Source organism: Cellulomonas sp. ES6, assembly GCF_030053835.1.
Lineage (GTDB): Bacteria > Actinomycetota > Actinomycetes > Actinomycetales > Cellulomonadaceae > Cellulomonas.
Genome location: NZ_CP125655.1, coordinates 2184367 through 2210568, shown reverse-complemented (window position 1 = coordinate 2210568; position 26202 = coordinate 2184367). Strand labels below are relative to the sequence as shown.

General features: G+C 76.2%; 26 protein-coding genes. 13 read left to right on the top strand and 13 right to left on the bottom strand.

The window, feature by feature from the left end; translation table 11 throughout:
• Nucleotides 1-10: 10 nt before the first annotated feature.
• The gene (locus P9841_RS10465) at nucleotides 11-448 is read right to left on the bottom strand and encodes a hypothetical protein (RefSeq protein WP_283318634.1); all 438 of its coding nucleotides are present in this window, start codon (nucleotides 446-448) and stop codon (nucleotides 11-13) included.
• Nucleotides 449-719: 271 nt separating this feature from the next.
• On the opposite strand from P9841_RS10465, the gene P9841_RS10460 reads away from it, so the two are divergent.
• Both P9841_RS10460 and P9841_RS10455 read left to right on the top strand, forming a co-directional pair.
• Nucleotides 720-1496 (top strand): ABC transporter ATP-binding protein, encoded by a 777-nt coding sequence (locus tag P9841_RS10460; RefSeq protein WP_283318633.1) that lies wholly within the window; start codon nucleotides 720-722, stop codon nucleotides 1494-1496.
• The gene (locus P9841_RS10455; RefSeq protein ID WP_283318632.1) at nucleotides 1496-4042 is read left to right on the top strand and encodes an ABC transporter permease; all 2547 of its coding nucleotides are present in this window, start codon (nucleotides 1496-1498) and stop codon (nucleotides 4040-4042) included. Before P9841_RS10460 ends, P9841_RS10455 begins: the two co-directional genes overlap by 1 nt.
• On the opposite strand, the gene P9841_RS10450 is transcribed toward P9841_RS10455, so the two are convergent.
• The gene (locus tag P9841_RS10450; RefSeq protein WP_283318631.1) at nucleotides 4029-5426 is read right to left on the bottom strand and encodes a glucose-6-phosphate dehydrogenase; all 1398 of its coding nucleotides are present in this window, start codon (nucleotides 5424-5426) and stop codon (nucleotides 4029-4031) included. The genes P9841_RS10455 and P9841_RS10450 overlap by 14 nt on opposite strands.
• A 10-nt stretch (nucleotides 5427-5436) precedes the next feature.
• Entirely contained in the window at nucleotides 5437-5676 is a 240-nt protein-coding gene (locus tag P9841_RS10445) for an antitoxin (RefSeq protein WP_283318630.1), read from the bottom strand.
• Nucleotides 5677-5795: 119 nt separating this feature from the next.
• On the opposite strand from P9841_RS10445, the gene P9841_RS10440 reads away from it, so the two are divergent.
• Nucleotides 5796-6506: an LmeA family phospholipid-binding protein gene (locus tag P9841_RS10440; RefSeq protein WP_283318629.1), complete on the top strand. Its 711-nt coding sequence runs from the start codon at nucleotides 5796-5798 to the stop codon at nucleotides 6504-6506.
• Complete coding sequence (locus P9841_RS10435) at nucleotides 6503-7246, top strand: M50 family metallopeptidase (RefSeq protein ID WP_283318628.1); 744 nt, start codon at nucleotides 6503-6505, stop codon at nucleotides 7244-7246. Before P9841_RS10440 ends, P9841_RS10435 begins: the two co-directional genes overlap by 4 nt.
• Before the next feature lie 7 nt (nucleotides 7247-7253).
• Here P9841_RS10435 and P9841_RS10430 read toward each other — a convergent pair whose 3' ends face one another.
• On the bottom strand, nucleotides 7254-7916 hold the full coding sequence (locus P9841_RS10430) for an HNH endonuclease family protein (protein ID WP_283318627.1): 663 nt from the start codon (nucleotides 7914-7916) through the stop codon (nucleotides 7254-7256).
• Between the two features lie 474 nt (nucleotides 7917-8390).
• Between P9841_RS10430 and P9841_RS10425 the strand changes: the two genes are divergently transcribed.
• Nucleotides 8391-8741 carry a DUF2809 domain-containing protein gene (locus P9841_RS10425; protein WP_283318626.1) on the top strand — a complete coding sequence of 117 codons (351 nt, stop codon included), beginning with the start codon at nucleotides 8391-8393 and terminating at the stop codon, nucleotides 8739-8741.
• 126 nt (nucleotides 8742-8867) lie between these two features.
• Here P9841_RS10425 and P9841_RS10420 read toward each other — a convergent pair whose 3' ends face one another.
• Together P9841_RS10420 and P9841_RS10415 are read right to left on the bottom strand one after the other, a co-directional pair.
• Entirely contained in the window at nucleotides 8868-9461 is a 594-nt protein-coding gene (locus P9841_RS10420) for a GNAT family N-acetyltransferase (RefSeq protein ID WP_283318625.1), read from the bottom strand.
• A gap of 43 nt (nucleotides 9462-9504) precedes the next feature.
• Complete coding sequence (locus P9841_RS10415; RefSeq protein ID WP_283318624.1) at nucleotides 9505-10560, bottom strand: phosphotransferase enzyme family protein; 1056 nt, start codon at nucleotides 10558-10560, stop codon at nucleotides 9505-9507.
• A 202-nt stretch (nucleotides 10561-10762) separates the two neighbouring features.
• Here P9841_RS10415 and P9841_RS10410 point away from each other — a divergent pair, with 202 nt between their 5' ends.
• On the top strand, nucleotides 10763-12106 hold the full coding sequence (locus P9841_RS10410) for an alpha/beta fold hydrolase (RefSeq protein ID WP_283318623.1): 1344 nt from the start codon (nucleotides 10763-10765) through the stop codon (nucleotides 12104-12106).
• Between the two features lie 16 nt (nucleotides 12107-12122).
• Here the strand turns inward: P9841_RS10410 and P9841_RS10405 are convergent, their stop codons facing one another.
• From P9841_RS10405 to P9841_RS10385, 5 genes are all read right to left on the bottom strand, one after another.
• Nucleotides 12123-13883 carry an alpha-amylase family protein gene (locus tag P9841_RS10405; protein WP_283318622.1) on the bottom strand — a complete coding sequence of 587 codons (1761 nt, stop codon included), beginning with the start codon at nucleotides 13881-13883 and terminating at the stop codon, nucleotides 12123-12125.
• Nucleotides 13880-14932 (bottom strand): TIGR03885 family FMN-dependent LLM class oxidoreductase, encoded by a 1053-nt coding sequence (locus tag P9841_RS10400; RefSeq protein WP_283318621.1) that lies wholly within the window; start codon nucleotides 14930-14932, stop codon nucleotides 13880-13882. The genes P9841_RS10405 and P9841_RS10400 overlap by 4 nt, the downstream gene beginning before the upstream one ends.
• 69 nt (nucleotides 14933-15001) lie before the next feature.
• Nucleotides 15002-15691 (bottom strand): Lrp/AsnC family transcriptional regulator, encoded by a 690-nt coding sequence (locus tag P9841_RS10395; RefSeq protein WP_283318620.1) that lies wholly within the window; start codon nucleotides 15689-15691, stop codon nucleotides 15002-15004.
• Complete coding sequence (locus P9841_RS10390; protein WP_283318619.1) at nucleotides 15688-16461, bottom strand: LLM class flavin-dependent oxidoreductase; 774 nt, start codon at nucleotides 16459-16461, stop codon at nucleotides 15688-15690. The genes P9841_RS10395 and P9841_RS10390 overlap by 4 nt, the downstream gene beginning before the upstream one ends.
• Nucleotides 16458-17432 (bottom strand): LLM class flavin-dependent oxidoreductase, encoded by a 975-nt coding sequence (locus P9841_RS10385; RefSeq protein WP_283318618.1) that lies wholly within the window; start codon nucleotides 17430-17432, stop codon nucleotides 16458-16460. Before P9841_RS10385 ends, P9841_RS10390 begins: the two co-directional genes overlap by 4 nt.
• Before the next feature lie 116 nt (nucleotides 17433-17548).
• Between P9841_RS10385 and P9841_RS10380 the strand changes: the two genes are divergently transcribed.
• The 3 genes from P9841_RS10380 to P9841_RS10370 are packed head-to-tail and all read left to right on the top strand — an operon-like array spanning nucleotide 17549 to nucleotide 19985.
• Nucleotides 17549-18304 (top strand): SDR family NAD(P)-dependent oxidoreductase, encoded by a 756-nt coding sequence (locus tag P9841_RS10380; RefSeq protein ID WP_283318617.1) that lies wholly within the window; start codon nucleotides 17549-17551, stop codon nucleotides 18302-18304.
• The gene (locus P9841_RS10375) at nucleotides 18292-19032 is read left to right on the top strand and encodes an SDR family NAD(P)-dependent oxidoreductase (protein ID WP_283318616.1); all 741 of its coding nucleotides are present in this window, start codon (nucleotides 18292-18294) and stop codon (nucleotides 19030-19032) included. The genes P9841_RS10380 and P9841_RS10375 overlap by 13 nt, the downstream gene beginning before the upstream one ends.
• The gene (locus P9841_RS10370; RefSeq protein WP_283318615.1) at nucleotides 19029-19985 is read left to right on the top strand and encodes a TIGR03619 family F420-dependent LLM class oxidoreductase; all 957 of its coding nucleotides are present in this window, start codon (nucleotides 19029-19031) and stop codon (nucleotides 19983-19985) included. The genes P9841_RS10375 and P9841_RS10370 overlap by 4 nt, the downstream gene beginning before the upstream one ends.
• Nucleotides 19986-20052: 67 nt before the next feature.
• Here the strand turns inward: P9841_RS10370 and P9841_RS10365 are convergent, their stop codons facing one another.
• Nucleotides 20053-20820: an HpcH/HpaI aldolase family protein gene (locus P9841_RS10365; protein WP_283318614.1), complete on the bottom strand. Its 768-nt coding sequence runs from the start codon at nucleotides 20818-20820 to the stop codon at nucleotides 20053-20055.
• 193 nt (nucleotides 20821-21013) lie between these two features.
• Here P9841_RS10365 and P9841_RS10360 point away from each other — a divergent pair, with 193 nt between their 5' ends.
• The 4 genes from P9841_RS10360 to P9841_RS10345 are packed head-to-tail and all read left to right on the top strand — an operon-like array spanning nucleotide 21014 to nucleotide 24688.
• Complete coding sequence (locus P9841_RS10360; RefSeq protein ID WP_283318613.1) at nucleotides 21014-22210, top strand: pyridoxal phosphate-dependent aminotransferase; 1197 nt, start codon at nucleotides 21014-21016, stop codon at nucleotides 22208-22210.
• A 14-nt stretch (nucleotides 22211-22224) separates the two neighbouring features.
• Complete coding sequence (locus P9841_RS10355) at nucleotides 22225-23022, top strand: amino acid ABC transporter ATP-binding protein (RefSeq protein ID WP_283318612.1); 798 nt, start codon at nucleotides 22225-22227, stop codon at nucleotides 23020-23022.
• On the top strand, nucleotides 23022-23768 hold the full coding sequence (locus P9841_RS10350; RefSeq protein ID WP_283318611.1) for an amino acid ABC transporter permease: 747 nt from the start codon (nucleotides 23022-23024) through the stop codon (nucleotides 23766-23768). Before P9841_RS10355 ends, P9841_RS10350 begins: the two co-directional genes overlap by 1 nt.
• Nucleotides 23769-23824: 56 nt before the next feature.
• Entirely contained in the window at nucleotides 23825-24688 is an 864-nt protein-coding gene (locus tag P9841_RS10345) for a substrate-binding periplasmic protein (protein WP_283318610.1), read from the top strand.
• Between the two features lie 64 nt (nucleotides 24689-24752).
• On the opposite strand, the gene P9841_RS10340 is transcribed toward P9841_RS10345, so the two are convergent.
• Entirely contained in the window at nucleotides 24753-26081 is a 1329-nt protein-coding gene (locus P9841_RS10340) for a glycosyltransferase (RefSeq protein WP_283318609.1), read from the bottom strand.
• Between the last annotated feature and the right edge of the window lie 121 nt (nucleotides 26082-26202).

Here is a 26202-nt window from a genome sequence, read left to right as displayed (position 1 = left end):
CGGTCGTCGGTCACCACGTCCAGCCGCGGGCCGCCAGCTCGACCTCCTCGCGCATCCGCTCCCACGGGTCGCCCTTCGCGCGCGGGAGCACCTCGACCCCCGCCAGCCGGCACGCGTCCGCGAGCAGGGCGTCGTACGCGAGCTGGCTCGCGATGATCCGCTCCGCGCGGGCCCAGGCGTGCGGGTCGGCCTCCAGCCGCTGCAGGTGCTGCGTCACGATGCCCAGCCGCAGCTGCACGTGCAGCGCGTCGAAGGGGTCCGGCTCCGGCACCGCGCGCCCGTGCCGGACCCGCGCGGCGACCCGGTCGAGCTGTCCGGCGATGCCCGCCCGCAGGCGCGCCTGCACCGCCCGCCGCCGGGGCGACGGCTCGCCGCCGGGCACGAGCGCGAGCACGACGACGAACGCCAGCGACGGCGCGAGCAACCAGAACAGCAGGGACCACGGCATCGGAGCACCCCGCCCACCAGCCTAGGCGTCCGCTGTGACGTGCGCCACACTGTATCCGGGGTCGGTCACGCCCGCGGGGCGGGCCACCGCGGCACGCGGCGCGGGCCCTCCGACCCAGTCCCCGCACCCTCCTGACCTGCACACTCAGGGTCGCGGCCCCGATCTCCCGGGGGTCGGTCAGGGGTGGACCAGGGTGGTCCCGGATGCCCCCCGCACCACCACCCGGGCCACGATCGTCCTGCTGACATCCGACACACAGGAACTGGAGATCATGACTTCCACCGACGCCACGCCGATCGCGAGTGCCCGCGGTCTGGTGAAGACCTACGGATCGGGCGACACCGCCGTGCACGCCCTCGCGGGCGTCGACGTGGACTTCGCCCGGGGCGAGCTCACGGCGATCATGGGGCCGTCCGGCTCCGGCAAGTCCACCCTCATGCACTGCATGGCCGGCCTGGACCGCGCGAACGCGGGCTCGGTCGTCGTCGACGGCCTCGAGGTCAGCGCGATGAACGAGCGCCAGCTCACCCGCCTGCGCCGCGACCGGCTCGGGTTCGTGTTCCAGGCGTTCAACCTGGTGCCGACGCTCACGGCCCTCGAGAACATCACGCTGCCGCTCGACATCGCCCGCCGCCCGGTCGACCGTGCGCACCTCGACGCGGTCGTGCAGGCCGTGGGTCTCGCGGACCGCCTGGACCACAAGCCCACCGAGCTCTCCGGCGGCCAGCAGCAGCGCGTGGCCTGCGCGCGCGCCCTGGTCTCCCGCCCGGCGGTGGTGTTCGCGGACGAGCCGACCGGCAACCTCGACTCCACGTCCTCCGGCGAGGTCCTCGGGTTCCTGCGCCGCTCGGTCGACGGCCTCGGGCAGTCCGTCGTCATGGTCACGCACGACCCGACGGCCGCGTCCTACGCGCACCGGGTGCTGTTCCTCGCGGACGGCCGGCTCGTCGGGGAGCTCACCGACCCGACGCCGGAGTCCGTCCTCGCCACGCTCACGTCGCTGCGGCCGGCCCCCGCCGCCGCGGGTGTCGCCGACGGGGTGCGCTGATGGGCCGGGTCGCGCTGAGAGGCATCCGCGCGCACCTCGTCCGGTTCCTGCTGTCCCTGCTCGCGGTCGCGCTGGGCGTGGCCTTCGTGGCCGGGACCTTCTCGCTGCGCGAGATGATGTCCTCCACCTTCGACGGGATCGTGGACGCCGCCGCGCCGGGCGACGCGTACGTGCGGGTCCCGCCCGCCGAGGGCGCGTCGGTGACGGACGGCTCGTCCGTCGGCGCCGGGGTGCCCCGCGAGCTCGCGACCGAGATCGCGGACCTGGACGGCGTCGCGCACGCGATCCCGGAGATCCAGGGCTCGATCGTCCTGGTCGGCTCCGACGGCACCGCCGTGCAGAGCACGCAGGCGCCGAGCTTCGCGTTCCCCTACGTCACCGACGACCCGTCGATCGACATGGTCGAGGGTCGCGGGCCGGAGCGGGCCGGCGAGGTCGCCCTGGAGACCAACACCCTGGAGTCCTCGGGCTTCGACGTGGGCGACTCGACGACCGCGGTGATCGCCGGGCAGGTCACCGACGTGACGATCGTCGGCTCGTTCGACCTCGGCGGCCCGATGGCCGGCGCGACGATCGTCGTGGTGGACCCCGACACCGGCTACGGGCTGTTCGCCCCGGACGGCAACGTCAACGACATCGCCGTCTACGCGGCGGACGGCACCACGCCTGAGGACCTCGTCGCCGAGGTGCGGCAGGTCGTCCCGTCGGACCTCGAGGCCGTGTCCGGCCAGCAGCTGCGCGACGAGAACAAGGCCGAGATCGGGGAGATGCTCGGCTTCATCACGACGTTCCTGCTCGTGTTCGCCGGCATCGCGCTGTTCGTCGGCGCGTTCATCATCTCCAACACGTTCGCGATGTCCGTCCGCCAGCGCATGCGGGAGTTCGCGCTGCTGCGCGCGGTCGGCGCCTCGCCCCTGCAGGTGTTCGCGTCGATCCTCGTGCAGGCGGCCGTCGTCGGCCTGCTCGGGTCGGCGGTCGGCGTCGCCGGCGGCCTGGGGCTCGTGCAGGTGCTCAAGGTCGGCCTCGAGGCGGTCGGCATGGACCTCGCGGGGGAGATCCCGGTCGACGGCGCCACCATCGGCGTCTCGCTGGTGGTCGGCACCGTGGTCAGCGTGCTGGCCGCGGCGGTGCCGGCCCGGCGCGCGGCGCTCGTGCCGCCCGTCGAGGCGATGCGTGACGACGTGACGGTGCCCGAGCGCTCCATGCGGGTCCGCGCCGTGATCGGCACCGTGCTCACGGCGCTCGGTGTGGCCGGTGTCGTCACCGCCATGGTGCGGCCGGAGTCCGACGCCGCGGGCACCGTGCTCGGGGTCGGCGCCGCCGCGGTGCTCCTCGGGGTGCTCATGCTCGCGCCGTCCCTCGCCCGGTGGGTCGTCGGCGCACTGGCCTGGCCGTTCGTCCGCCTGCTGCGCCCCGTGGGCCGGCTCGCCCGCGGGAACGTCGTCCGCAACCCGCGGCGCACCGCCAACACCGCGGGTGCGCTCATGGTCGGCATGGCGCTCGTCGGCGGGGTGTCGGTGATCGCGGTGTCGACGCAGGAGTCCGTCGCGGGCGTGGTCGAGTCGCAGCTCCACGGCGACCTGGTGCTGCAGTCGGCGACGCGTGAGGTGCCCGCGGGCGCGGTCGCGGACGTCGAGGCGCTGCCGGAGGTCGGGACCGCCGACCCGTTCGCGTTCGCCCCGCTGCCCGTCGGGGAGCAGGGCGGCGACGACCAGGCCGTCGTGTACGTCGCGGGCCTCGCGGCCGACCTGTTCGACCGCGCCATCGACGTCGAGACCGTGGACGGGGACGTCTCCGCCGCGCTCGCGGACGGCGGCGCGATCGTCAAGGAGTCCGACGCCGAGACGCACGGCTGGCAGGTGGGCGACACGCTCACGGTGCAGGGTCTCACCGGCGACCACGACGTCCGCGTCGGGGCCGTTTTCTCGAGCAACGTCGTCGGCGCCCCGGTGGTGGTGCCCACGGCCGTGCTCGACGACCTCGTGCCGGCGGAGCAGCAGAGCATCGACACGGTGCTCGTCGACGCGGCGCCGGGCGTCGGCGTCGCCGAGCTGCAGGACGCGGTCGCGGCCGCCGTCTCGCCCTACGTGGTCGTCTCGGTGATGACGCAGGACGAGTTCGTGTCGACCCTCGCCGACCAGGTGAACCAGGTGCTGGTCATCCTGTACGCGCTGCTCGGCCTGTCGGTCGTGATCGCGGTACTCGGCATCGTCAACACGCTCGCCCTGTCGGTCATCGAGCGGACGCGGGAGATCGGGCTGCTCCGCGCGGTCGGGCTCGGGCGGCTGCAGCTCGCCGGGACCGTGACCGTCGAGTCGGTGCTCACGGCGGTGTTCGGGACGGTCGTCGGGCTCGGGGTCGGGGTCGCCCTGGCCTCCGCGCTGCCGACCGTCTACGCGAGCGACGGGCTCTCCGAGCTCGTCATCCCGTGGGGCAACCTGCTGGGGATGCTCGCGCTGGCCGTGGTGGTCGGGGTGCTGGCCGCGCTGTGGCCCGCGACCCGGGCCGCCCGCATGAAGGTGCTGGACGCCGTCAGCTACGAGTGAGGACCCACCCGTCCGGGCCGGCCAGCGCGTCGGCCCGGGCGGGCCCCCACGTGCCCGGGGCGTACGGCTCCGGCTCCGGCCGGTCCGGGCCCAGCAGCGGCGCGAACGCCTCCCACGCCGCGCGCAGCCCCTGCGGCGTCGTGAACAGCGTGCGGTCCCCGGCCAGCACGTCGTGCAGCAGCGACGCGTACGGCGGCAGCGGCTCGCCCGGCGAGACGTCGTCCAGCGACAGCGACGCGGTGCCGGTCGCGAGCCGGAGCTCGGCGCCGGGCTGCTTCACCGTCGTCGTGACGTCGATCGCCCCGTCCCCCGACAGCGACAGGCTGATGCGGCCGGGGCCCGTCGGCTCGCCGAACAGCTCGTCCGGGGTCCGGAGCACGAGGGTGACGCGTTGCGCCGACACCGCCATCCGCTTGCCCGTGCGCAGCAGGAACGGCACCCCGCGCCAGCGGTCGTTGTCGACCCACAGCCGCGCGGCCACGAACGTGTCGGTCCGGGAGCCCTCCGCCACGCCGTCGACGTCGCGGTAGCCCTCGAACTGCCCGAGCACGACGTCCCGGACCGGGTCGAGCGGCCGGAAGCAGCCGATGACGTGCTCGCGCGCCGTCGCGAGGTGCGCGGCGTCCATCCGCGCGGGCGGCTCCATCGCGACCTCGGCGGCGACCTGGAACAGGTGCGTCACGACCATGTCGAGGGCCGCGCCGGTCTCGTCGTAGAAGTCCACGCGGTCGGTGACGTCCAGCGTCTCCGGCACGTCGACCTGCACCTCGGCGACGTGCTGCCGGTTCCAGACGCCCCCGAACAGCTCGTTCGCGAACCGCAGCACGTGCAGGTTCTGCGTCGCCTCCTTGCCGAGGAAGTGGTCGATCCGGAACACCTGGTCCTCGTCGAGCACCTCGTGCACCAGGGCGTCCAGCTCGTCGAACGACTCCGGCGACGTGCCGTACGGCTTCTCGTAGACCACGCGGGCGCCGTCGGCGAGGTCGTGCTGCCGCAGCCCGCGCGTGATCGGCGCGAACGACGACGGCGGGACCGCCAGGTAGTGCACGACGACCACCTCGCCGTCGTCCCCGGCGAGCTCGCGGCGGGCCTCGCCGATGGCGTCCACCAGGTCGCCCGGGTCGTCCTCGTCGAACGTGGTGGCGTACCGCACGTGGTCGTCGAGCAGCCCGGCGTGGTCGTCGTCGCCGTGCTCCGCGAGAGACTCGTGCACCAGGGCGGGCAGGTCCACCTCGTCGGTCGGGCGGCGACCGGTGCCGAGCAGCAGCCACCGCTCCGGGAGCAGGCCGCGCTGCGCGAGCTCGGCCAGGCCGGGGTAGACCATGCGGCGCGCGAGATCGCCCCGTGCGCCGTGGAGGACCAGGAGGACGGGTCGCGACGTCACCGGCGCCGCCTCAGAGCGCCGGCGGGTCGGGACGCTCCGTGTGGTGCCGGGGCGGTTCCTCCCCGGTGTCGCGCTTCTGCTTCTCGAGCAGCTCCCGCGCCTTCCCGGCCGCGCGGTCGACCTTCGCGTCGGTCGAGTCCGACGTGCGCGACTTCACCGCGTCGGCGGCCTTGTCGATGGCGCCCGCGATCTTGTCCTCGTTGCCGGCCACGGCCCGCTTGGCCTTGTCGACGAAGTCCCCGATGCCCATGCGTCCGCTCCCGTCGCTCCGCTGCCCCTGCCCCACCGAGTCAAGGCGGAGGCACGGGACCCCGCAACCGGACGCGGGATCCCCGCGCGCACGCAGGGCGGCCTCGTAGGCTCGGGGCCGTGCAGACCACCCCCGTCCGGCGTCGCCGGCGCATCGGCTGCGTCGTCGGCCTCGTCCTGGCCCTGGCGCTGCTGGTCGGCGGCACGCTGCTCGCGGACCGCGTGACGCGCGGCGTCGCGGAGGACGTGGCGGCCGACGCGGTGCGGCAGAAGACCTCCGCCACCGACGTGCACGTCACCGTCGAGGGCTTCCCGTTCCTCACGCAGCTGGCCCGCGGTGCGCTCGACGACGTGCGCGTGCGAGCGGCCACCGCGACGCTGCGCGGGCTCGACGTGACCGACCTGCGGATCACGGCCACGGGCGTGGCCGTGCGGGAGCCGCGGGGCGCCGAGCACGTGCGCGCCACCGCCACCGTCCCGACCGCGGCGCTCGCGGAGCTGCTGCGCGAGCGCACCGGCTGGGACCTGGCGCTGCGCGTCGACGGCGACCGGCTCGTCGCGGAGGGCGAGGCGGCGGGCGTCCCCGCGGCGGTCACGTTGACGCTCGCCGCCGCGGGGGCCGACGGGGTCACCGCTGCGATCGAGTCGGCGACGCTCGGCGGGCTGACGATCGACGCGGGCGTGCTGCCCGACGGGCTGGCCTCCCGGATCACCGAGCTCCGCCTCACGGACCAGCTCCCGGCCGGCGCCCGGGTCACCGCCGCGACCGTGCAGGCCGACGGCGTGCACCTCGCCGTCGAGCTGGACGACCTCACGCTCGACGAGCTGTGACCGCCGTGCTCGACGACCTGGGGGGGCTGCCCGGCGAGATCTGGGACCGTGCGACCACCGTGCAGCCGGCGCCCGGCCTGCCGGTGCTGCTCGGCACGCTGGGCGTGGCGCTGCTGTGCCTGGCGGTGCCGACCCTGTGGCACCTGTCGCGGCACCTGCTGACGATCGTGCACGAGGCCGCGCACGCCCTGGTCGCCGTCCTGTTCGGGCGCCGGCTCTCCGGGATGCGCGTGCACTCCGACACCTCCGGGCTGACCGTCTCCGTGGGGCGCCCCCGCGGCCCGGGGATGGTCGCGACCGCCTTCGCCGGGTACGTCGGGCCCGCCGTGCTCGGGCTGGCCGCCTCGTGGGTGCTCGGGCGCGGCTACGCCGTCGGGCTGCTGTGGGGCCTGGTGGTGGCCCTCGCCCTCGTGCTCGTGCAGATCCGCAACTGGTACGGCCTGTGGGCGGTGCTGGTCACGGGCGTGGCCCTGGTCGGCGTGACGTGGTGGGGGACGCCGGCGGTGCAGGTCGCCGTCGCGTACGCCGTGACGTGGTTCCTGCTGCTCGGGGCGCCGCGGGCGGTGCTGGAGATGCAGGCGCAGCGGCGGCGCGGTCGCGGGCGGGGGACCTCCGACGCGGACGCGCTGGCCCGGCTGACGCCGCTGCCGGGCGGGTTCTGGGTGGGCGCGTTCCTGGTGGTGTGCGTCGGCGCCCTCGTGCTCGGGGGGTCCTGGATCCTGCAGCGGCCGCTGCTCTGAGCCCCGCTCAGTCCGCGACCACGCAGCCGTCGAGGGTGCGGTCGATCGCGTCGTGCTCGGCGCGCGTGACCCACAGCCCGTACGCCGCCTTCACCCGGACCTGCCGGGCCACGTACGCGCAGCGGTAACCGGTGCTCGGCGGCAGCCACGTGGCGGCGTCGCCGTCCCCCTTGGCCCCGTTGGTGGGGCCGTCCACGGCGAGCAGGTTGGCGGGGTCGTTCGCGAACTGCCGGCGCCGCTCGGCGTCCCACTGCTGGGCGCCCTTCTGCCAGGCGTCCGAGAGGGCGACGACGTGGTCGATCTGCACGTCCGCGCTCCGGGGCCCGCGCTCGAACGCGACCGTGGCCCCGCTGTACGGGTCGGCCAGCGTCCCGGACAGCACCACGCAGTCGTGCGTCCCGGGCTCGAACGTCACGTCCGTCAGGTCCCGTGCGAGCACGTCGTTGCGGGTGTCGCACCCGTTGCGGTCCACGTCCGCCCACGCGGGGCCGAACCGGTCCCGGTCGTAGCCGGTGCGGGGCGCTCGGCCCTTCACCGGCAGCGCGTCGAGCTCCGCCCGGGCACGCTCCAGGTCCTGCTGCGTGACCGGGAACCGGCCGGCGTCCTGCGCCTGCGACCACGCCGGGACGCCCGCGCCGAGGGCCACCGCGACGACGAGGACGAGCCACACCCAGCCCAGGTGCCTCCCGCCTCGAGGTCCGTGTCCGCGTCGTGCGCGCGGGGCGCGCCGCGCCGGGGGTCGTGGAGGCCGGGTGGGGGAGGGTGTCACGGCGGAACGGTCGCACACCGCACCCACACGGCACCCGCCCGCGACCTGCCCGTCCGCGACGCCCGCCACGACGGAGGGTTCCCTAGCGTGACCCGCGGAGGTGCCATGACCCGCCCCGCTGCACCCGACACACGGGCGACGCCCGACACACGGGGGACGCCCGACACACGGGGGACGCCCGACACACGGGCGACACCCGCTGCCCCCGCAGCGCCGGCCACGCCCGCTGCGCCGGCCACCCGCGCCGCGCCGACCACCCGCACCGCGCCGGTCACCCCCGCCGCACCCGAGGCGCCCGGTGGACCCGCCGCACCCCCGGCCCCGCACGCCGCCGGTCGCTGTGGCCGGCGCCGCCCCGCGCTCGCCGTCGGGCCCGTGGTCGCCGCGGGTCTCGTGACGGCTCGGGTGGGCTCCGGCGCCGCGGCCGACGTGCTGGGCGACGCCCTGTACGCGGTGCTCGTGCTGCTGCTGGTGTCGGTCGCCGCTCCCCGGTGGGCGCTGCGGCGCCGTGCGGTCGCGGCGGTCGTGCTCTGCTGGGTCGTCGAGGCGGCGCAGGCGACGGGTGGCCCGGCGCTGCTCGTCGACCGGTGCCCGCCGGCGGCGTTCGTCCTGGGGACCACGTTCGCGTGGCGGGACCTGGCCGCGTACGCCGCGGGCGTGGGGCTGGCGGTGCTCGTCATGGCGGTGTCCTCCAGGGGTGGTCGGGCCGCGGCACGCCGATCCTGACCCTCACGGCGTGCCGTCGGCGCGGCGCGGCCGCCCGGACGGGGGACCGTGCACCGCCCCGACACCTGGGGAGGAGTCGGCGACCGCTGCGCGACCTGCGCGCCGTGGCGTCCACCGGCCCGGGGCTCACCGCCCCGGCGCGCCGTCACCGTGCGGGGGACGGCCCGCTCCACCCGCGACCCCGGGCCGGAGCGGCAGCGGTTCGACCTCCGGCCGCGGGTCGGTCGCCAGCCGCGCGTGCGTCTCCACGTCGAAGCGCTCGCTGCCGTAGCGCAGCTTCGCCCGCTCCACCCCCTCGGCGACGAACCCGGCCCGGGTCGCCACCCGGCAGGACGCCGGGTTGTTCGTGCGGTGGCCCAGCTCGAGGCGGAACAGCCCCAGGTCGTCCAGGGCCCACCGTGCCACCGCCTCCAGCGCCCGGGTGGCGAGGCCGCGGCCGCGGTGCTCCGGGGCGAGCCAGTACGACACCCACGCGGTGTCGTGGACGCGGTCGAGGGCGCTGAGACCGATGTCGCCGACCGCGACGTCGTCCACGGTCACCGCGAGGTGGTGGCCCCCGGGGCCGGTGGCGGCCAGGCGCGTCGCGATGAGGTCGGCGCAGTCCGCGACGTCGGGCAGCTCCGCGCCGCCGAGCTGGCGGCTGAGCGACGGGTCGGCTGCCACCGCGTCGTGCAGCGCGGACGCGTCGGTCGGGCGCCAGGCGCGCAGCAGGGGGGTCACCGCCCCCATGGTTCCACCCCGGTGGCGCCCGCCCCCCTCCGCGTCAGCGCAGCAGCCAGGTCGGCGACCGCAGGTACCGCTCCGCGACGAGCACCGACCCCGCGGGCTGCTCGGCCCGCAGCGCGCCGGACGGCCCGCCCCGGGGGTCGGTGGCGGTGCGGCCGAGCACCTGGAGCCGGCGCAGCATGGACAGCGCGCACGCCGTCCGCTCGTCCGCGCTGGTCAGCGGGCGGACCTCCTGGTAGCCCGCGGCCCACGCCTGGGCGCGCTCGGGGGCGTCGGGCAGGTGCTCGACGCCGGTGAGGGCGGCGGCGAGGTCGAGCACGAACCAGGAGAAGCCGGAGTCGTCGAAGTCGATGACGGTCAGGTCGTCCCCGTCGAGCAGGACGTTGCCGGGGCGCAGGTCGGCGTGGACCAGCCCCCAGGCGTCGGGCGCGCGCGAGGCGTCGTGGAGCGCGTCGAGCGCCGCGTCGCGGGCCCGGGCCAGCAGGGCGAGGTCGGCGGGGGGCAGGCAGGCGGCCTCCCAGGCACCCCACCGGCTCCCGGGCCCGACCAGGTCCGCCGGCTCCCACGCCGGGCGCACGAAGCCGCGCGGTCGGGCGAAGCCGAGGGCGTGCTCGTGGAGCACCGCGGCGGTCGTGCCCAGCCGGTGGTGCAGCTCGACCGGTGCGGTCGCGTCGTCCGCCACGGTCCCCCGGACCCACGTCGCGCTGTGGCAGACCCAGTGCCGGTCGAGCTCGTCGGCCACGAGGGCGACGGTCCGCCCGTCGAGCGGGGCGATGGTCGTGGGCACGCGCACGGCGCCCGTGCCGGCGATCGACGCGACCCACGCGACCTCCGACTCCACCACCGCGGTGTCGTCCATGTACGGGGGCGCAGCGACGCGGGTGACGGCCACGGGGACACCCCGCACGCGGACGCCGAACGTCGCGTTGTGCGACAGCCCGAGCAGGGCCACCTCGGTCTCGGCGGGGTCCCAGCCCCACGCCGCCGTCAGCGCCTCGTGCAGCCACGCCGGTGCGGGCGCGCCCACGGTCAGGCGCCCCGGCGGACCCGGGTCGGCCAGTCCGGTGCTGCCCGGTGCGTCGTCCGTCGTCATGCCCAGCCCCCCGCTCCGCCGGGGCAACCCGCCCCGGCGTCCGAGCCGAGTGTCGGCAGGGGCGCGAGCCGGCGACAAGGCGGCGCGGACGAAGTTCACGCAGGTGTTACGCCCGCCCGGCCCGGCTGACGCGGCGGAAACACGGCCGTCCCCGGACCGTCCCGCGGCCGGTCGGGCGGCGGGGGCGCCTAGGGTGCTGGACGTGACCGAGCCGCGCGCCACCACCGAGCCCACCGCTGATCCCACCGGCACGCCCGGCACCCTCCTCGTGCCTCCCGTGCTGGTCCGCGACCACCGCGTCGAGGTGCCCGTGGACCGCGCGGACCCGGGCCGGTTCCCCGCGATCGAGGTGTTCGCGCGGGAGCTCGTCGACCCCGCGCGGGACGCCGAGGACCTCCCGCTGCTGCTGTTCCTCCAGGGCGGTCCGGGCGGCATGGGGCCGCGTCCGCTCGGCGGCGGGTGGTGGTCGACGGCCCTGCGCACCCACCGCGTCGTGCTGCTGGACCAGCGGGGGACGGGCCGGTCGTCGCGGGTGGACGGCCGGACCGCCGCCCGCTTCGCGACGGGGGAGCAGCTCGCCGACTACCTCGCGTGCTTCCGCGCCGACGCGATCGTCGAGGACGCGGAGGCCGTGCGGCACCACGTGTTCGGCGGGCGGCGCTGGGCGACGCTCGGGCAGTCGTACGGCGGGTTCCTCACGCTGACCTACCTGTCGCGGCACCCGGAGGCGCTCACCGCCTGCTACGTCACCGGCGGGCTGCCGGGGATCACCGCGACCGCCGAGGACGTGTACGCCCGGACGTTCCCGCGGCAGCAGGCCCGGGTCGCGGCGTTCGCGCGGCGCTACCCGGACGACGTCGCGCGGCTCGGGGCGCTCGCGGACCGGCTCGCCGCCGGGGACGTCCGGCTGCCCGACGGCGACCGGTTCACGGTCCGCCGGCTCCAGACGCTCGGCATGCCGCTGGGCATGAGCACCGGGGTCGACGCCCTGCACTGGCTGCTGGACACCCTGGACGTCGACGACGACGGCGTGCCGGACGACGCGACCGCGCTCGCGGTGCAGGCGCAGACCGGGTTCGACGCGAACCCGCTGTACGCGGTGCTCCAGGAGGTCATCTACCACCAGGGGGAGCGCGCCGGCGGCTGGGCGGCGCAGGCGGAGCTGGAGCGGCAGCCCGGGATGGACGCCGCCGCGCGCCCGCTCGGGCTCACGGGGGAGGCCGTGTTCCCGTGGATGTTCGCTGAGGTGCGGGCCCTGCGGCCGTTCCAGGGGGCCGCGGAGGCGCTCGCGGCGCGCACGTCGTGGCCCGCGCTGTACGACCCCGCCCGGCTCGCCGCGAACGAGGTGCCGCTCGCGGCGGTGCAGTACGTCGACGACCCGTACGTGGACCTCGACTTCGCGCTCGGCACCGCGGGCCGGGTCGGCAACGCGCAGGTCTGGGTGACCAACGAGTACCTGCACGACGGCCTGCGCGCCGCGGGCGACGTCATCCTGCCGCGGCTCGTCGACCTCGCCGCGGGCCGGTGGTCGGTGACCCGGCGCTGACCGCCCGGGCGGCGCGTCACAGCAGCCGGCGCGACCCCGGCTGCACCACCCGCAGCCACCGGTACCCGTACGCCGGCAGCTCCAGCTCCACCCGGCCGTCCGGCCCGACCTCGCACGCCCCGTCCTCCAGCAGGTCGACGAGCCGCACCGGGCGGTCGTCCGCGTCGCCGCTCGCCCGTGAGGCGGTGTCGTCCGCCGGCCCCGCCTCACCGGCCGGGCGCGTGAGGTCCCGCAGCCGCAGCGGCACGGTCACCGCCTCGGGCCCGAGGTTGTGCAGCGCGACCATCGACGCGTCCTGCCACGTGCACCGGTGCGCGAGCACCGCGGCGTGCGGCTGGTCCAGGATCTCCGCCCGCTCCGCCCACCCGAGCTCGGGGCACTCCCGGTACCGGCGCGCGAGCAGCTGCACGAACGCCAGCAGCGAGTCCGGGTCGCGCCGCTGGTCCGCGACGTTCACGTGCTCGGGCGCGAAGCCGCCCTCCACGACCGGTCCCGCCAGCCGCCGGGGCGCCGCGGCCGAGAACCCGCCGTTCGGGCCGGACGTCCACTGCATCGGCGTCCGCACGGCGAGGCGGCCGTCGGCGGCGAGGTTCTCGCCCATGCCGATCTCCTCGCCGTAGAACAGCACCGGCGTGCCCGGCAGCGTGAACAGCAGGGAGTAGACCATCCGCACGCGGCGGGGGTCGCCGTCCAGCATCGGGGGCAGCCGGCGCCGCAGGCCGCGGCCGTAGAGCTGCATGTCCTCGTCCGGCCCGAACGCCGCGAACACCTCGGCCCGCTCGTCGTCGCTGAGCTTGTCGAGCGTCAGCTCGTCGTGGTTCCGCACGAACGTCGCCCACTGCGCGTCGTGCGGGATCTCGGGCCGGTCCCGCAGCGCCTGCGCGAGCGGCCCCGCGTCCTGCCGGGCGAGCGCCAGGTACATCTGCTGCATGAGGACGAAGTCGAACTGCAGCGTCAGCTCGTCGCCCTCCGCGTCGCCGTCGCCGTCCTGGTCGCCGAAGAACAGCCGCTGCTCCTCGTACGGGAGGTTGACCTCGCCCATGAGGATCGAGTCGCCGGTGCGGCGGGACAGGAACGAGCGCAGCGCCTTGAGGAACTCGTGCGGGTGCTCGATGTCGTCGCCGGGGGCGTTCGCGGTGTCCGCGAGCATGAACGGCACGGCGTCCACCCGGAACCCCGACAGGCCGATCTGCGCCCAGTACCCGACGACCTTCGCGATGGCGTCCCGCACGGCGGGGTTGGCCGTGTTGAGGTCCGGCTGGTGCCGGTAGAACCGGTGCCGGTACCAGGCCTCCGCCCGCTCGTCGTACGTCCAGATGCCCGTCTCCTGGTCGGGGAACACCACCTGGTCCCCGGTGGGCGGCGGCTCGTCGGTCCGCCACACGTAGAAGTCCCGGTACGGGCTGTCGGGGCTGCTGCGCGCCGAGCGGAACCAGGGGTGCCGGTCGGACGTGTGGTTGACCACGAGGTCGGCGATCACGCGGATCCCGCGGTCGCGGGCCGTGCGGATCAGCTCGACGAGGTCGCCGGCGTCACCGAGGCGGGGGTCGACGCCGTAGAAGTCGGTGATGTCGTAGCCGTCGTCCCGGTCGGCCGTCGGGTAGAACGGCATGAGCCACAGGCACGTGACGCCGAGGTCGGCCAGGTGGTCGAGCCGCTGCACCAGGCCGGGCAGGTCCCCGGTGCCGTCGTCGTCCCAGTCCATGTACGTCTCGACGTCGAGGCAGTACACGACCGCGCTCTTCCACCAGAGGTCGCCCGTGTCGCGGATCCTCATGCCGCGTCCTCCCCGGTGCCGGCCCCGACGGCGTGCAGCGCGGGCAGCAGGTGCTCCGCGGCCAGGTCGATGAACGCGTCCAGCGACGACGGCGGGCGGGTCACGGTCGGCGTCGCGTCGTCGTGCTTGCCGTGGTCGGGCCGGACGTCGGTCGCGACCTGGTGCAGGTACACCTCGTCGAACCCGACCTCGACCAGCTCGACCAGCCGGTCCCGCAGCCGCTCGGGGTCGTGCTCGACGACCACGGCGGTGCCGAGCGTCTCGTCGTCCACCGTCGCCGCGAGCTCGTCGAACGCCTCCGGGGTCGCGAGGTCCCAGGCGGCGGGCGGCCCCGCGGCGTTGCCGGCCCACTGCTCGCGCGCCAGCCGCCACGCCTCGTCCGGGTCGGTCGCGTACGACACGTGCACCTGCAGCGCGACCGGCCCGCGCCCGCCGGCGTCCCGGTACTCCCCGACCACGCGGCGCAGCGTGTCGAGGTCCTGGTTGACCGTGACCAGCCCGTCCGCCCAGTCGGCGTGCGCCCTGGCGGTCTCCGCGGTCACGGCCGGGCCGACGAGGCGCGGCTGCACCTCCGGCAGGGTCCACAGCTGCGCGCGGTCCACCGTGACGAGGCCGTGGTGCGTGACCTCCTCGCCCGCGAGCAGCGCCCGGATCACCTGCACGCACTCGCGCAGCCGCGCGTCGCGCTCCGGCTTGGGGGGCCACGGGTCGCCGGTGATGTGCTCGTTCATGTTCTCGCCCGACCCGAGGGCCACCCAGAACCGCCCCGGGTACATCGCGGCGAGGGTCGCCGCGGCCTGGGCGACGACCGCCGGGTGGTACCGCTGCCCCGGCGCGTTCACCACCCCGAACGGCAGCCGCGTCGTGGCGAGCGCCGACCCGAGCCACGTCCAGGCGAAGCCGGAGTGGCCCTGGTGCACGCTCCACGGCGCCCAGTGGTCGGAGCACATCGCCGCGTCGAAGCCCGCCTGCTCGGCGTGCTGCGTGGCGGCGAGGAGCGCGCTCGGGTGGACCTGCTCGTGCGAGTTGTGGAAGCCGACGCGGGTCATGCCCTCTGTTCCTACCGGTTCGGCGGCGGTTCCGCCCTCCGAGCGCGGTGCCGGGCCGGCCCGGGTCCGTCAGGCTCCGGCGTCCGGGGGCCCGTCCGCGTGCCCGTCGCCGCCGGCCTCGTCGCGGGTCTCGTCACCGGCCTCGTCGCGGTCCTCGAGCAGCCGCTGCAGCAGGCTCGCGCCGCGGACCTCGCCGAGGCTGAGGAACGTCTCGATCCGCTGGAGCCCGTCGATCTGCCACAGCTGCTCCAGCAGCAGCGCCTGCAGGTGGGCGTGGTCGCGCAGCCGGAACCGGGCGATGAGGTCGTACGTGCCGGTGACGGCGACGAGCTCCTCGAGCTCGGGGACGTCGTGCAGGTCCGTGAGGATCTGGGCGAGGTCGGCCCCCGGGGCGATGCTGATCGGGATGTACGCGAGCACGGGGAAGCCCAGCGCGGCCCAGTCGACGGAGACGGTGTACCCGCGGATCACGCCGGCGCGCTCCAGGCGGGCGATGCGCTCGCCGACCGCCGGCCCGGACATGCTGATCTCCCGCGCGAGCTGGCGCTGCGACGCCCGCGGGTCCGCGGCCAGGCGGCGCACCAGCTCCCGGTCGATGTCGTCGAGCGGGACGGGCGGCCCCTGCCGCTCGACGAACCCGGCGAGGCCGGACATGGAGCTGCGGCGCGACGGCGCGGGTGCGGTGGTCCTGCGGCGTGCCCGCCGCGGGGCGCCGTCGGCCCCGGGCGCGCCGTCGCCGTCGCGCGGTGCGGGCGTCACGGCGTCCACGCGGCGGGCAGGTCGGCCTCCGCCATGATCCGCGGGAAGCCCGGCATGGACACCTCCGGTTGCAGGTAGCGCGCGACGTACAGCCCGAAGAATGTCGCACCGGGCGCCCCCGACGCCTCCCGACCCGCCGGGGCGGGCGGACGGACCAGCAGGTGCGTCGCTCCCGCGGCGGACCACGCGGTGACCAGGGCGCGGTCGTGCTCGAGGTCGCCCGTGAGGTCGGCGGTCCCGGGCTGCACCTGCACGTCGGCGCGGGCCGCGGCGGGCTCGGTCGCCAGCACGGGCAGCCCGGTGCCGGGCACCGCCCGTGTCAGCCACACGGGGACGTCGACCTGGGCGGGGACGGGCGTGACCGCGACGTGCGTCGGCATGTCCGGTCCCATCACGCCGCTCGGCACCGACCAGCGTGCACCGCGGTGCCGCACGGGGCGGCCGGACCAGCACGCGCGGAGCAGGCCGACGTCCTCGGCCGCCGCGGTGTCGTCCAGGTCGCCCGGGTCGACGACCGCGACGACGCGCCCGCCGCTGAGGTGGTCGAGGACGGCGACCTCCTCGGCGAGCGTCACCGGGTTCTCCGTGCCGAGCCGCACGGGCACCAGGACGCGGGTGTCCCGCGTGGTGGTCGCGACCTCCGCGGCCGCCGCGCTGCCGGCGTCGTCCGCCCCGCCGTCGGCCGCCGGCCCCAGCAGGACGCCGAACAGGCCGGCCCGCGCCGCGGGGACGACGTCCGCGGCGTCCGTGAGCAGGGCGCCGATCCTCATGCCGCCTCCAGGTTCTCCAGGCCGGGCAGCACCTCGTCGGCCATCCGCCCGAGCATGCGCCGCACCGCGGTCGCGGGGGCGCCTTCGATGATCACGCGCAGCACCACGTCGTCCACGCCGGCGGCGTGCACCTCCGCCAGGCCGTCGGCGACCAGGCCGGGCGGTCCGACGATCGACGTCGCGACCGCCTGGCCCACGGCCTTGTCGAGGTCGGCCCGGAAGTCCATCGCCTCCGTCGAGGCCTGCTGCGCGACGCTCCAGCCCAGCCCCGCGTAGAGCACGTAGCTCGCGCGCTGCCAGTCCAGGACGGCGGCGGCCTCGTGCGGGTCGTCGGTCAGCCAGACGTTGCGCAGGGCGGACACCCGGGGCCGCACCCCGCCGGGACGCCCGGCCTGCTCCCAGCCCTCGCGGTGGGCGGCGGCCAGCTCGGCGACCAGCGGCAGCGGGTTCGCGCCCGACAGCAGGACGCCCTGCCCCCGTGCGCCGGCCCGCGCGACGCCCTGCGGCGTGGCGGAGCCGTTCCAGACGGTCGCGCCCGCGGGCACCGCGACCCGCTGCAGCTCGGCGAGGCCCGCGCGGTGCGCCGCCACCCGGTCCTGGCGGCGGACGCCCTTGCCGTCGAACTCCACGTCGCGGTACCCGAGGCCGACGCCGACGTCGAGCCGGCCGCCGGAGCGCCGCGCGATGTCCGCGGACAGCCGCGCGGCGCGGCCCGGGTCCTGCAGCGGCAGCAGCATCATCCCGGTCCCGACGCGCAGCCGGGTCGTCGCCGCGAGGATGCCGGCCGCCACGGGGAGCAGCGCGGGGCAGTAGCCGTCGTAGAAGAAGTGGTGCTCGGACAGCCACATGCCCTCGTAGCCGAGGCCCTCCAGCAGCCGCGCGTCCTCGAGGAGCTCGCGGTAGGGGGTGGTGGGATGCCGGGGCGTGCTCGCGGTGGCCTGCAGGCAGTACAGACCGACGCCGACCTTCACGGTGCCTCCTGGGGTCTCGGTGCGATCGCCAGCGTACGGGCGTCGTGTTTCATCTGTGAGTCCGGGAGCCGGTTCGGCTTTACATGTGCGTAGCGTGAGGCTGCTCCAATGGGCAGGTGACATCTTCCACCTCCACCGACGCCGCGTTCGTCACCGGCGGGGCGAGCGGGCTCGGCCGCGCGGTCTGCCGGCGGCTGGCGGACCGCGGCGACCTCGTGACCGTGGCCGACCGGGACGCCGACGGCGTCGCGGCGACCGTCGACCTGGTGCGCGCGGCGGGCGGGTCGGCGCGGGGCGTCGTGCTCGACGTGACCGACGCGACGGCGGTGCGGGCGGCGGTGCTCGAGGCCGACGCCGTCGGCGCGCTCACCACGGTGGTGGCGTGCGCGGGCGTCGCGCGGCCGACCTCCGCGCTGGACGACGACCTGACGGCCTTCGACGCGACGATGGCCGTCAACGTGCGCGGGACGTACGCGACCGTCCAGGCCGCCGCCGCCGTCATGGTGCCCCGCGGGGCGGGCAGCATCGTCACGGTCGGGTCGACCTCGTCGTTCACGGCGTCGTCCACGCCGATGCTCGCGTACGACATGTCGAAGGCGGCGGTGAAGCTGCTGACCCAGGCCGCCGCGCGCGAGCTCGGCCCCCACGGCCTGCGGGTGAACGGCGTCGCCCCCGGGACCATGGACACGCCGCTGATGCGCGGGCTCGGGGCGGACGACGACGGCCTGGCGGCGCTCGCCGCGGCCCGGATCCCGCTCGGCCGCCTGGGCCTGACCGCCGAGGTCGCCGAGGCGGTGGCGTGGGTCTCGTCGCCCGAGGCCTCGTACGTCACCGGGCACGTCCTCGTGGTGGACGGCGGGTGGCTCGCGTGACGCGGGTCGCGCTCGTCACGGGCGCGGGCGCCGGCATCGGCGCCGCGGTGGCGCGCCGGCTGGCGGCCCGCGGCGACGACGTGGTGTGCGTCGACCGGGACCCCGCGGCGGCGCAGGCCGTCGCCGCGCAGGTCGGCGGCCTGGCGGTGACCGCCGACGTCGCGGCCGCGGGGGCGGGGGACGAGGTGGTCGAGCGCGCCGTCGAGCGGTACGGGCGGCTGGACGTCGTGGTCACCAGCGCGGGGATCGAGCGGACGGGGGCGGCGGCGACGTTGCCGACCGACGTGGTCCGGGAGTCCCTCGCCGTCAACGTCCTCGGCTCGTACGACGTCGCCACGGCGGCGGCCCGCCGGTTCCTCACCCAGGGCGAGGGCGGGCGCGTGGTGCTCGTCGGCTCGGTGAACTCCCTGCGGGCGCTGCCCGGCCAGGCCGCGTACGCGACGTCGAAGGGGGCGGTGCTCATGCTGGCCCGGGCCCTCGCCGTCGACTGGGCGCTCGACGGGATCACCGTCAACGTCGTCGCCCCCGGCGTCACGGACACCGCGATGTCCGCGGGCTCGCTCGGCGACCCCGGGCGCCGGGACGCGCTGCTCGCGCGGGTGCCGATGCGGCGGCCCGCGCGATCGGAGGAGGTGGCGGAGGCGGTCGCGTTCCTGTCCGCGCCGGAGAGCGGGTACGTCACCGGCGTGGTGCTCCCGGTCGACGGCGGCTGGTCGGCGGCGGGATGAGCGGCGAGACGCCCGGGACGGCGCCCCGCCCGGCGGGTCCCGCGCCCTCGGGTGCCGGGTCCGGCTGGGCGGTCGGTGCGAAGCTCCCGCACACGGGCGCCGCCGCCACCGGGCCGGCCGTCCGCGCGGCGGCCGTCGCGCTGGAGGCCGCCGGCTTCGACTCCCTCTGGGTGAGCGACCACGTGGTGCTGCCCGGCAGGGTCGCGTCGGCCTACCCGTTCGCCTCCGACGGGGTCGCCCGGTGGCCGACCGACGTCGCGTACCTGGAGGCGCTGGTCACGCTCACCACGGCGGCGGCCGTCACCGAGCGGGTGCGGCTGGGGACGGCCGTGCTGGTGCTGCCGCAGCGGCAGCCCGTGCTGCTGGCCAAGCAGGCCGCGAGCCTCGACGCGCTGTCCGGCGGCCGGCTCGTGCTCGGCGTCGGCACCGGCTGGCTGCGGGAGGAGTTCGCGGCGCTCGGCGTGCCGTTCGACCGGCGCGGGCGGCTCGCCACCGCGGCGATCGAGCTGCTGCGCGACTGCTGGACCGGGCGCCCCGCCGGGCGCCCCGACGGCTGGGCGCCCGGAGCGCACCCCCTGCCGGACGACCTGCTGGTGCTGCCCGCGCCCGTCCGCCCGGTCCCGCTGCTGGTCGGCGGGCACTCGCCGGCCGCGCTGCGCCGCGCCGGCACGCTCGGCGACGGGTGGCTCGCGCAGCAGGCCGCACCCGACCTCGACGCCGCCGCCCTGGCACGCGAGGTCGCCGAGGTGCGCCGGCACGCCGAGCAGGCGGGCCGTGACCCGGCGGCGCTCCACGTCGTGCTGCGCGTCGCGGACTCCGCCGGCCGCTGCGCCGACGTCGCGGCCCGGGTCCCGGAGCTGCGTGCCGCGGGCGTCGCGGAGGTGGTCGTCGACACCGACCCCGCGGGCGACCCGGCGGCGGACCACGCGCTGCTGCGCGCGGCCGGCGCCTGACGGCCCCGCGCCGGACGACCCTGCGCCGGACGACCTGCCCGGCGTGACCCCGGCCGGGTGCGGCGGCTCAGTACCCGCGGTGCGGGGCCCCGCCCGGCACGTGGCCCGCCCAGCGGGCGACCGTCTGCTCCGCCGCCCCGCTGAGCAGCCCGGCGTCGGTGGCCGCGACCACGTCGGTGAACCCGAGCGCGACCAGCCGGGCGGCGCGGTCGGGGTCCCCGCCGAACGCACCGGCCCGCACCCCGGCCGCGCGGCAGGCGGCGACGACCGCCGGCAGCGGGGCCCCGGCGTCCTCGTCGGCCAGCAGGTCGTCCACGGTGCGTCCCAGCGCGAGCGCCAGGTCGAAGGGCCCGACGAAGACCATGTCGAGCCCCGGTGTCGCGGCGATGGCGTCCACCGCGGCGAGCGCCTCGGCCGTCTCGACCATCACCGCGCACCGCACCCGGGCGTCCGCCGCCGCCGGGGACGGCACCGGGCGGCCGACGAGCGCGGCGGCGGGACCCCAGCTCCGCGCGCCGTGCGGGGGGTAGCGGCACGCGCGCACGGCCGCGGCCGCCTGCGCCGGGGAGTCGACCATCGGCACGACCACGCCGTCCGCGCCCGCGTCCAGCGCCCGCCCGATGCTCGCGTGCCGGCCGTCGGCGACGCGCACCCAGGTGGGCACCGGAGTGTCCAGCAGCGGCAGCACCGCCACGAGCTCGCCGTCCCCCCAGGTGCCGTGCTGCGCGTCGAGGACCAGCCAGTCCGGCGCGGCAGCGGCCAGCAGCCGGAGCGTGGCGGGGTGGGCGAGCGAGCTCCACAGCCCGACGGCGGGGGAGGTGCTGTGCAAGACCATGCCGCGACCCTAACTTGCGGACGACAGGTGAGGCGCGATTTCTCTGAGCACTTAGCAGGTCTGTAACAGTCGACAACTTCCGTTGTAACGCAGCGCGGTTACGTTCGGCTCCAGCGACGCAGCGTGACGCCACCGGCACCGGCCGGCCCGGTGCACGCCGAGGAGAACCGATGAGCACCCCCGGAGCGCGGGCATGACCGCGCCGACCACCCCCGCCACCGCGGCCCGGTCCGACCGTGCGCGGTCGCTCGCCGCGACCGCCGCCGCCGTCCCCGGCTCCGGCATCCGCGAGATCGTCATGCTCGCGTACGGGCGGACCGACGTGGTGCACCTGGAGATCGGCGAGCCCGACTTCGCGACCCCGCCGCACGTGGTGGCCGCCGGGGACGAGGCGCTCGCCACCGCGAACCGCTACACGCCCAGCGCCGGGGTGCCGCTGCTGCGCGCCGCGATCGCCGAGCGGCTGCACGCGCGCTACGGCCTGACCGACGACCCCGAGCGGGTGATCGTCAGCCAGGGGGCGGTGCAGGGGCTCGCCGCCGTGCTCGCCGTCCTGGTCGAGCCCGGCGACGAGGTGCTGGTGCCCGACCCCGCCTGGCCGAACTACGAGATGCAGACCCTGCTGCTCGGCGGGGTGCCCGTGCACTACCCGCTGCGGCCCGAGAACGGGTTCCGGCCGGACCCGGCCGAGGTCGCCTCGCTCATCACCCCGCGCACGCGGGCGCTCGTGCTCAACACCCCGTCCAACCCGACCGGCGCCGTGCTGCCGGCCGAGCTGGTGCGCGCGGTGGTCGAGGCCGCCGTGGAGCACGGCGTCACGGTCGTCGCGGACGAGGTCTACGACGAGATCGTCTTCGACGGCGAGCACGCGGACGTCGCGGCCATGGCGCCCGACGACGTGGTCAGCGTGTTCAGCTTCTCCAAGACCTACGCGATGACCGGGTCCCGCGTCGGCTACCTCGCCGCGCCCGCCTGGCTCGCGCCCACCCTGGCGCGCGTCCAGGAGCCCCTGCTGTCCTCCGTCTCGGCGGCCTCGCAGGCCTCGGCGCTCGCGGCGCTGCGCGGCCCCCAGGACGCGGTCGCCCGCATGGTCGCCACGTACCGCGACCGGCGCGACCTCGTCGTCGGCCGGCTGGCCGCCGCGGGGATCGACGTCGAGCCGCCCGCCGGCGCCTTCTACCTGATGCTGCCGCTCGCCCCGGGCGCCGACTCCCGGGCCGCCGCGATCGACCTGGTGGGCCACGGCGTCGCGCTGGCGCCGGGCACCGCGTTCGGCAGCACCGCCCGCAGCCACCTGCGGCTGTCGCTCGCGTCCTCCGCCGCGGACCTGACCGACGGGATCGACCGGTTCACCGCCTGGTACGCGGCGACCGACGGAGGCCGGCGATGACCCAGGGAGGCACCGTGACCGAGACCCGACCCGCACCCGCCGACCCCGCCCCGGACGAGGTCCGCGCCCCCGTGGTGTCGGTGCGCGGGCTGCGCAAGTCCTTCGGGCCGCTCGAGGTGCTCAGCGACATCGACCTCGACGTCCACAAGGGCGAGCACGTCGTGCTGCTGGGCCCGTCCGGGTCCGGCAAGTCGACCCTGCTGCGCAGCATCAACCTGCTCGAGCGGCCGACGGGCGGCTCCCTGGTCGTCGACGGCCGGGAGTACGGGACCGCGCTGCCGGGCGCCGCGCACCCCCGCGGCACCGCCCTCCAGCTGCGCCGCACGGTCGGCATGGTGTTCCAGCAGTTCAACCTGTTCCCCCACCTCACCGCGCTCGACAACGTGGCGCTGCCGCTGCGGTCCGTCCTCGGCATGCGGCGACGCGAGGCCGACGAGCGGGCGGCGCGCGACCTCGACCGCGTCGGGCTGCTCGCCCGCGCCGGGCACTACCCGTCCCAGCTGTCCGGGGGTCAGCAGCAGCGCGTCGCGATCGCGCGGGCCCTGGCCCTCGACCCCCAGGTCATGCTGTTCGACGAGCCGACCTCGGCGCTGGACCCCGAGCTCGTCGGCGAGGTGCTGCGCACCATCCGGGAGGTCGCCGAGTCGGGCATGACGATGGTCGTCGTCACCCACGAGATCGGCTTCGCCCGCGAGATCGGCGACCTCACGGTCTTCCTCGAGCACGGCCGCGTGGTCGAGACCGGCGGCCGGGAGTTCTACACCGAGTGCCGCAGCCAGCGGGCACGTGACTTCCTCCAGGCGGTGAAGTGATGGACTGGTCGCTGATCTGGGAGCACCGGCAGCAGCTCCTCGACGGGTTGGTCGTGGCCCTGCGGGTGTCCGCCACCGCCCTCGTGGTGTCCGTGGTGCTCGGCATGCTCCTCGCCCTGCTGCGCATGGCGCGCGCACCGTTCTCGTGGATCGCCGCCGGGTACGTCAACGTGTTCCGGGGCATCCCCGCCCTCGTCAGCGTCATCTGGGTGTACTTCGGCATCTCGCTGGCGTTCGACATCTCGTTCAGCGTCTACCAGGCGGGCGTCATCGCGCTCTCGCTGCTGTACTCGGCGTTCCTCGCGGAGATCTTCCGGTCCGCGCTCACCGCCGTCCCGCCCGGGATGCGCGAGGCCGGGCAGGCGCTGGGCCTGCGCCCCAGCCGGATCTTCTTCTCCGTGGTGCTGCCCCAGGCCGCGAAGATCGCCCTGCCCAACATCGGCAGCATGTTCATCGGGATGGTGAAGGACACCTCGACCTTCACCGTCATCGGCCTGCTCGAGGTCGTCCGGGTCACCCAGAACCTGGTCAGCACGACGTTCCAGCCGTTCGTGCTCTACACCGCGGCCGCCGGCATCTACGTCGTCGCCGCGTTCGTCATCGACTTCCTGTTCCGCCTCGTCGAGAAGCTGCTGTCCAGCCCGCCCCAGGGCCGGCTCGCCCGCGCCCTGCGCGCCCGCCGCCGCGCCCGCATCGACGAGCTCGTCGCCACCACCTCCGCCCGCCGCGAGCCCGCTGCGGTCTGAACCCCCGGAGCCTCCCCCCGGCACCGGCCCGAGAAGGGACCCACCCCGTGCACCTGATGACCTCACGCCCTGCCCGACGTGCCGGTGTCGCCGGCGTCGCCCTCGCCCTCGTCGCCGTGCTCGCCGCGTGCGGCGGCGGCTCGTCCGCCGGCTCGGACGGCACCGAGCCGGCAGCCGCCGGGGACGACCTCGGCCTGCTGACCGACGGCACCCTCACCGTCGGGATGAACCTGCAGTTCCCGCCCGAGATGTACCTGGACGAGGACGACGAGCCCGCCGGGTACGACGTCGACCTGCTCAACGCGCTGGCCGACGAGCTCGGCCTGGAGCTCGAGATCCAGAACCTCGACTTCAACGGCCTCATCCCGGGCCTCCAGAGCAAGCAGTTCGACATGGTGTCGGTCGGGCTCACGGCGACCGACGAGCGCAAGGAGGTCGTCGACTTCTCCCGCGCGTACGTGCCCTACACGACGGTGCTCGCCGTGCCGGACGGCGACGACGCGGACGCGACCGTCGAGGACTTCGACACCAGCGGCACCGTCATCACCGCCCTCCAGGGCAGCTCCGGTGAGCAGCTCGCGACGGACACGTTCCCCCAGGCGACGATCTCCGGGTTCCCCGACCAGAACGCCGCGCTGCTCGAGGTCGCCACCGGCCGGGCCCAGGGCTCCGTCGTCGAGGACTACATCCTCGCCCAGTACATCAAGGCGAACCCCGGGCAGGTCCAGAAGGCGGAGCTGCCCGAGCCGCTCGCGCTCGGGTACGGCTCCTGGGCCGTGCAGAAGGGCAACACGGGCCTGGTGACGGTGCTCGACACCTTCCTGTGCGAGCAGCAGAGCAGCGGCGGGCTGGCGTCGTTCTACGAGAAGAACTTCGAGGTCCCGGCGGCTGACTTCCCCGAGATGCCGTCCGGCTGCTGACCGTCCCGCCGACGCCCGCACCGACCCGGACCCCGGGGCGGTGCGGGCGCCGGCGCGCCCCGGCTCACGCCCGCGCCGGCACCCCGCCGACCTGCTCGACCGCCTCGAGGATCGCGTCCAGCACCACGGCCCGGTCGAACCGCAGGGCGAACTCCCGCGCCGCGTCGGCGCGCTGCTCCCGCTCCGCGGCGCCGAGGGCGAGCGCCTCGTCCAGCGCCGCCGCGATCGCGGCCGGGTCCTCGACGGGCACGATCGTCGCCGTGTCGCCGACCGCCTCGGGGATGCCGCCGGTCTCCGTGGTGATGACGGGGCCGCCGCCCGACAGCATCTTCTCGACCAGGGCGATGCCGAACGTCTCGACGAACTCGGGCCGCGGCTTGCTCGGCAGCACGTAGGCGGCGGACCCGGCCATGAGGTGCGGCTTCTCGTCGTCCGACACGTCGTCGAGGAACAGGACGCGGTCCGCGACGGGCGACGCCGCCGCGTGCGCGCGCAGCCGTGCCGCGTCGGGGCCGTTGCCGGCGACCACCAGGCGGTGCGTGCCGGGCGCGCTGCTCGCCGCGTAGCCGTCGATGAGGTCGTCGACGCCCTTCGCCGCCGCCAGCCGGGACAGGTACAGCACGTAGCCGTCGCGGTCGAGGCCCCGGGCGGCGAGCACGGCGTCCGTCTCGGCGTCGTCCCGGGCGAGGTACCGCGCGACGTCCACCGCCGGGTAGGAGATGCGCACGCGCTCGCGGCACTGCTGCGCGAACGTGGTGCCGTGCTTCGCGTCCACCGCCTGCGCCTCCGCGACGATGAGCTCCCGGGTGTACTCCGACACGGCCAGGCAGACGTCGTGCTCCAGGTAGGACGACAGGACGTGCGCCGCCGCGCCGAACCGGTCGGCCTCGACGCACGCGCGGACCACGTTCGTCACGTCGGACCCGACCGCCTCGGCGACCGTCGTCACCCGCACGGGCAGCCCGGTGCGGCGGGCGACGTGCACCGCGTCCGCGACGGCCGTCGCGTGCGGGCTCAGGTACAGGGAGAGCGCGACGGTCGGCACGCCGTCGGTGAACAGCTCGACCAGCCGGCCGATCAGGCCCGCGACCCAGCGGCCGTCCGGCACCTTGTAGTCGCCGACGGGGTCGGGCCGCTCGACGACCACGCCCTCCCGGTACGGCAGCACCCGGTCCAGCGGCTTGAGCGGCAGCCCGGCGGCCTGCAGCCGGTCGATCGGCCACGTGACGATGCGGACCTCGTCGAACCCGCGGTCGAGCGCGGCCTCCGCGAGGTTGCGGGCCTCGCCGGAGTGCCCGCAGATCACCGGGTCGGCGCGCACGACGATCACCAGGCGGCGGTCCACGCGGCGCGGCGGGGTGTCGGACGCGGGGGTCAGGACGGTGTCGGTCACGGGAACCTCCGGGGTGGGGCGCGGCTGGTGCGGGGGTGACGGTCGGGGTGCTGCGGGGGTGGCGGGACCGGGGGCCGGGGCGGGTGCGTCCCGGTCGGGGTCGGTGCGGGTGGGCGCCGGG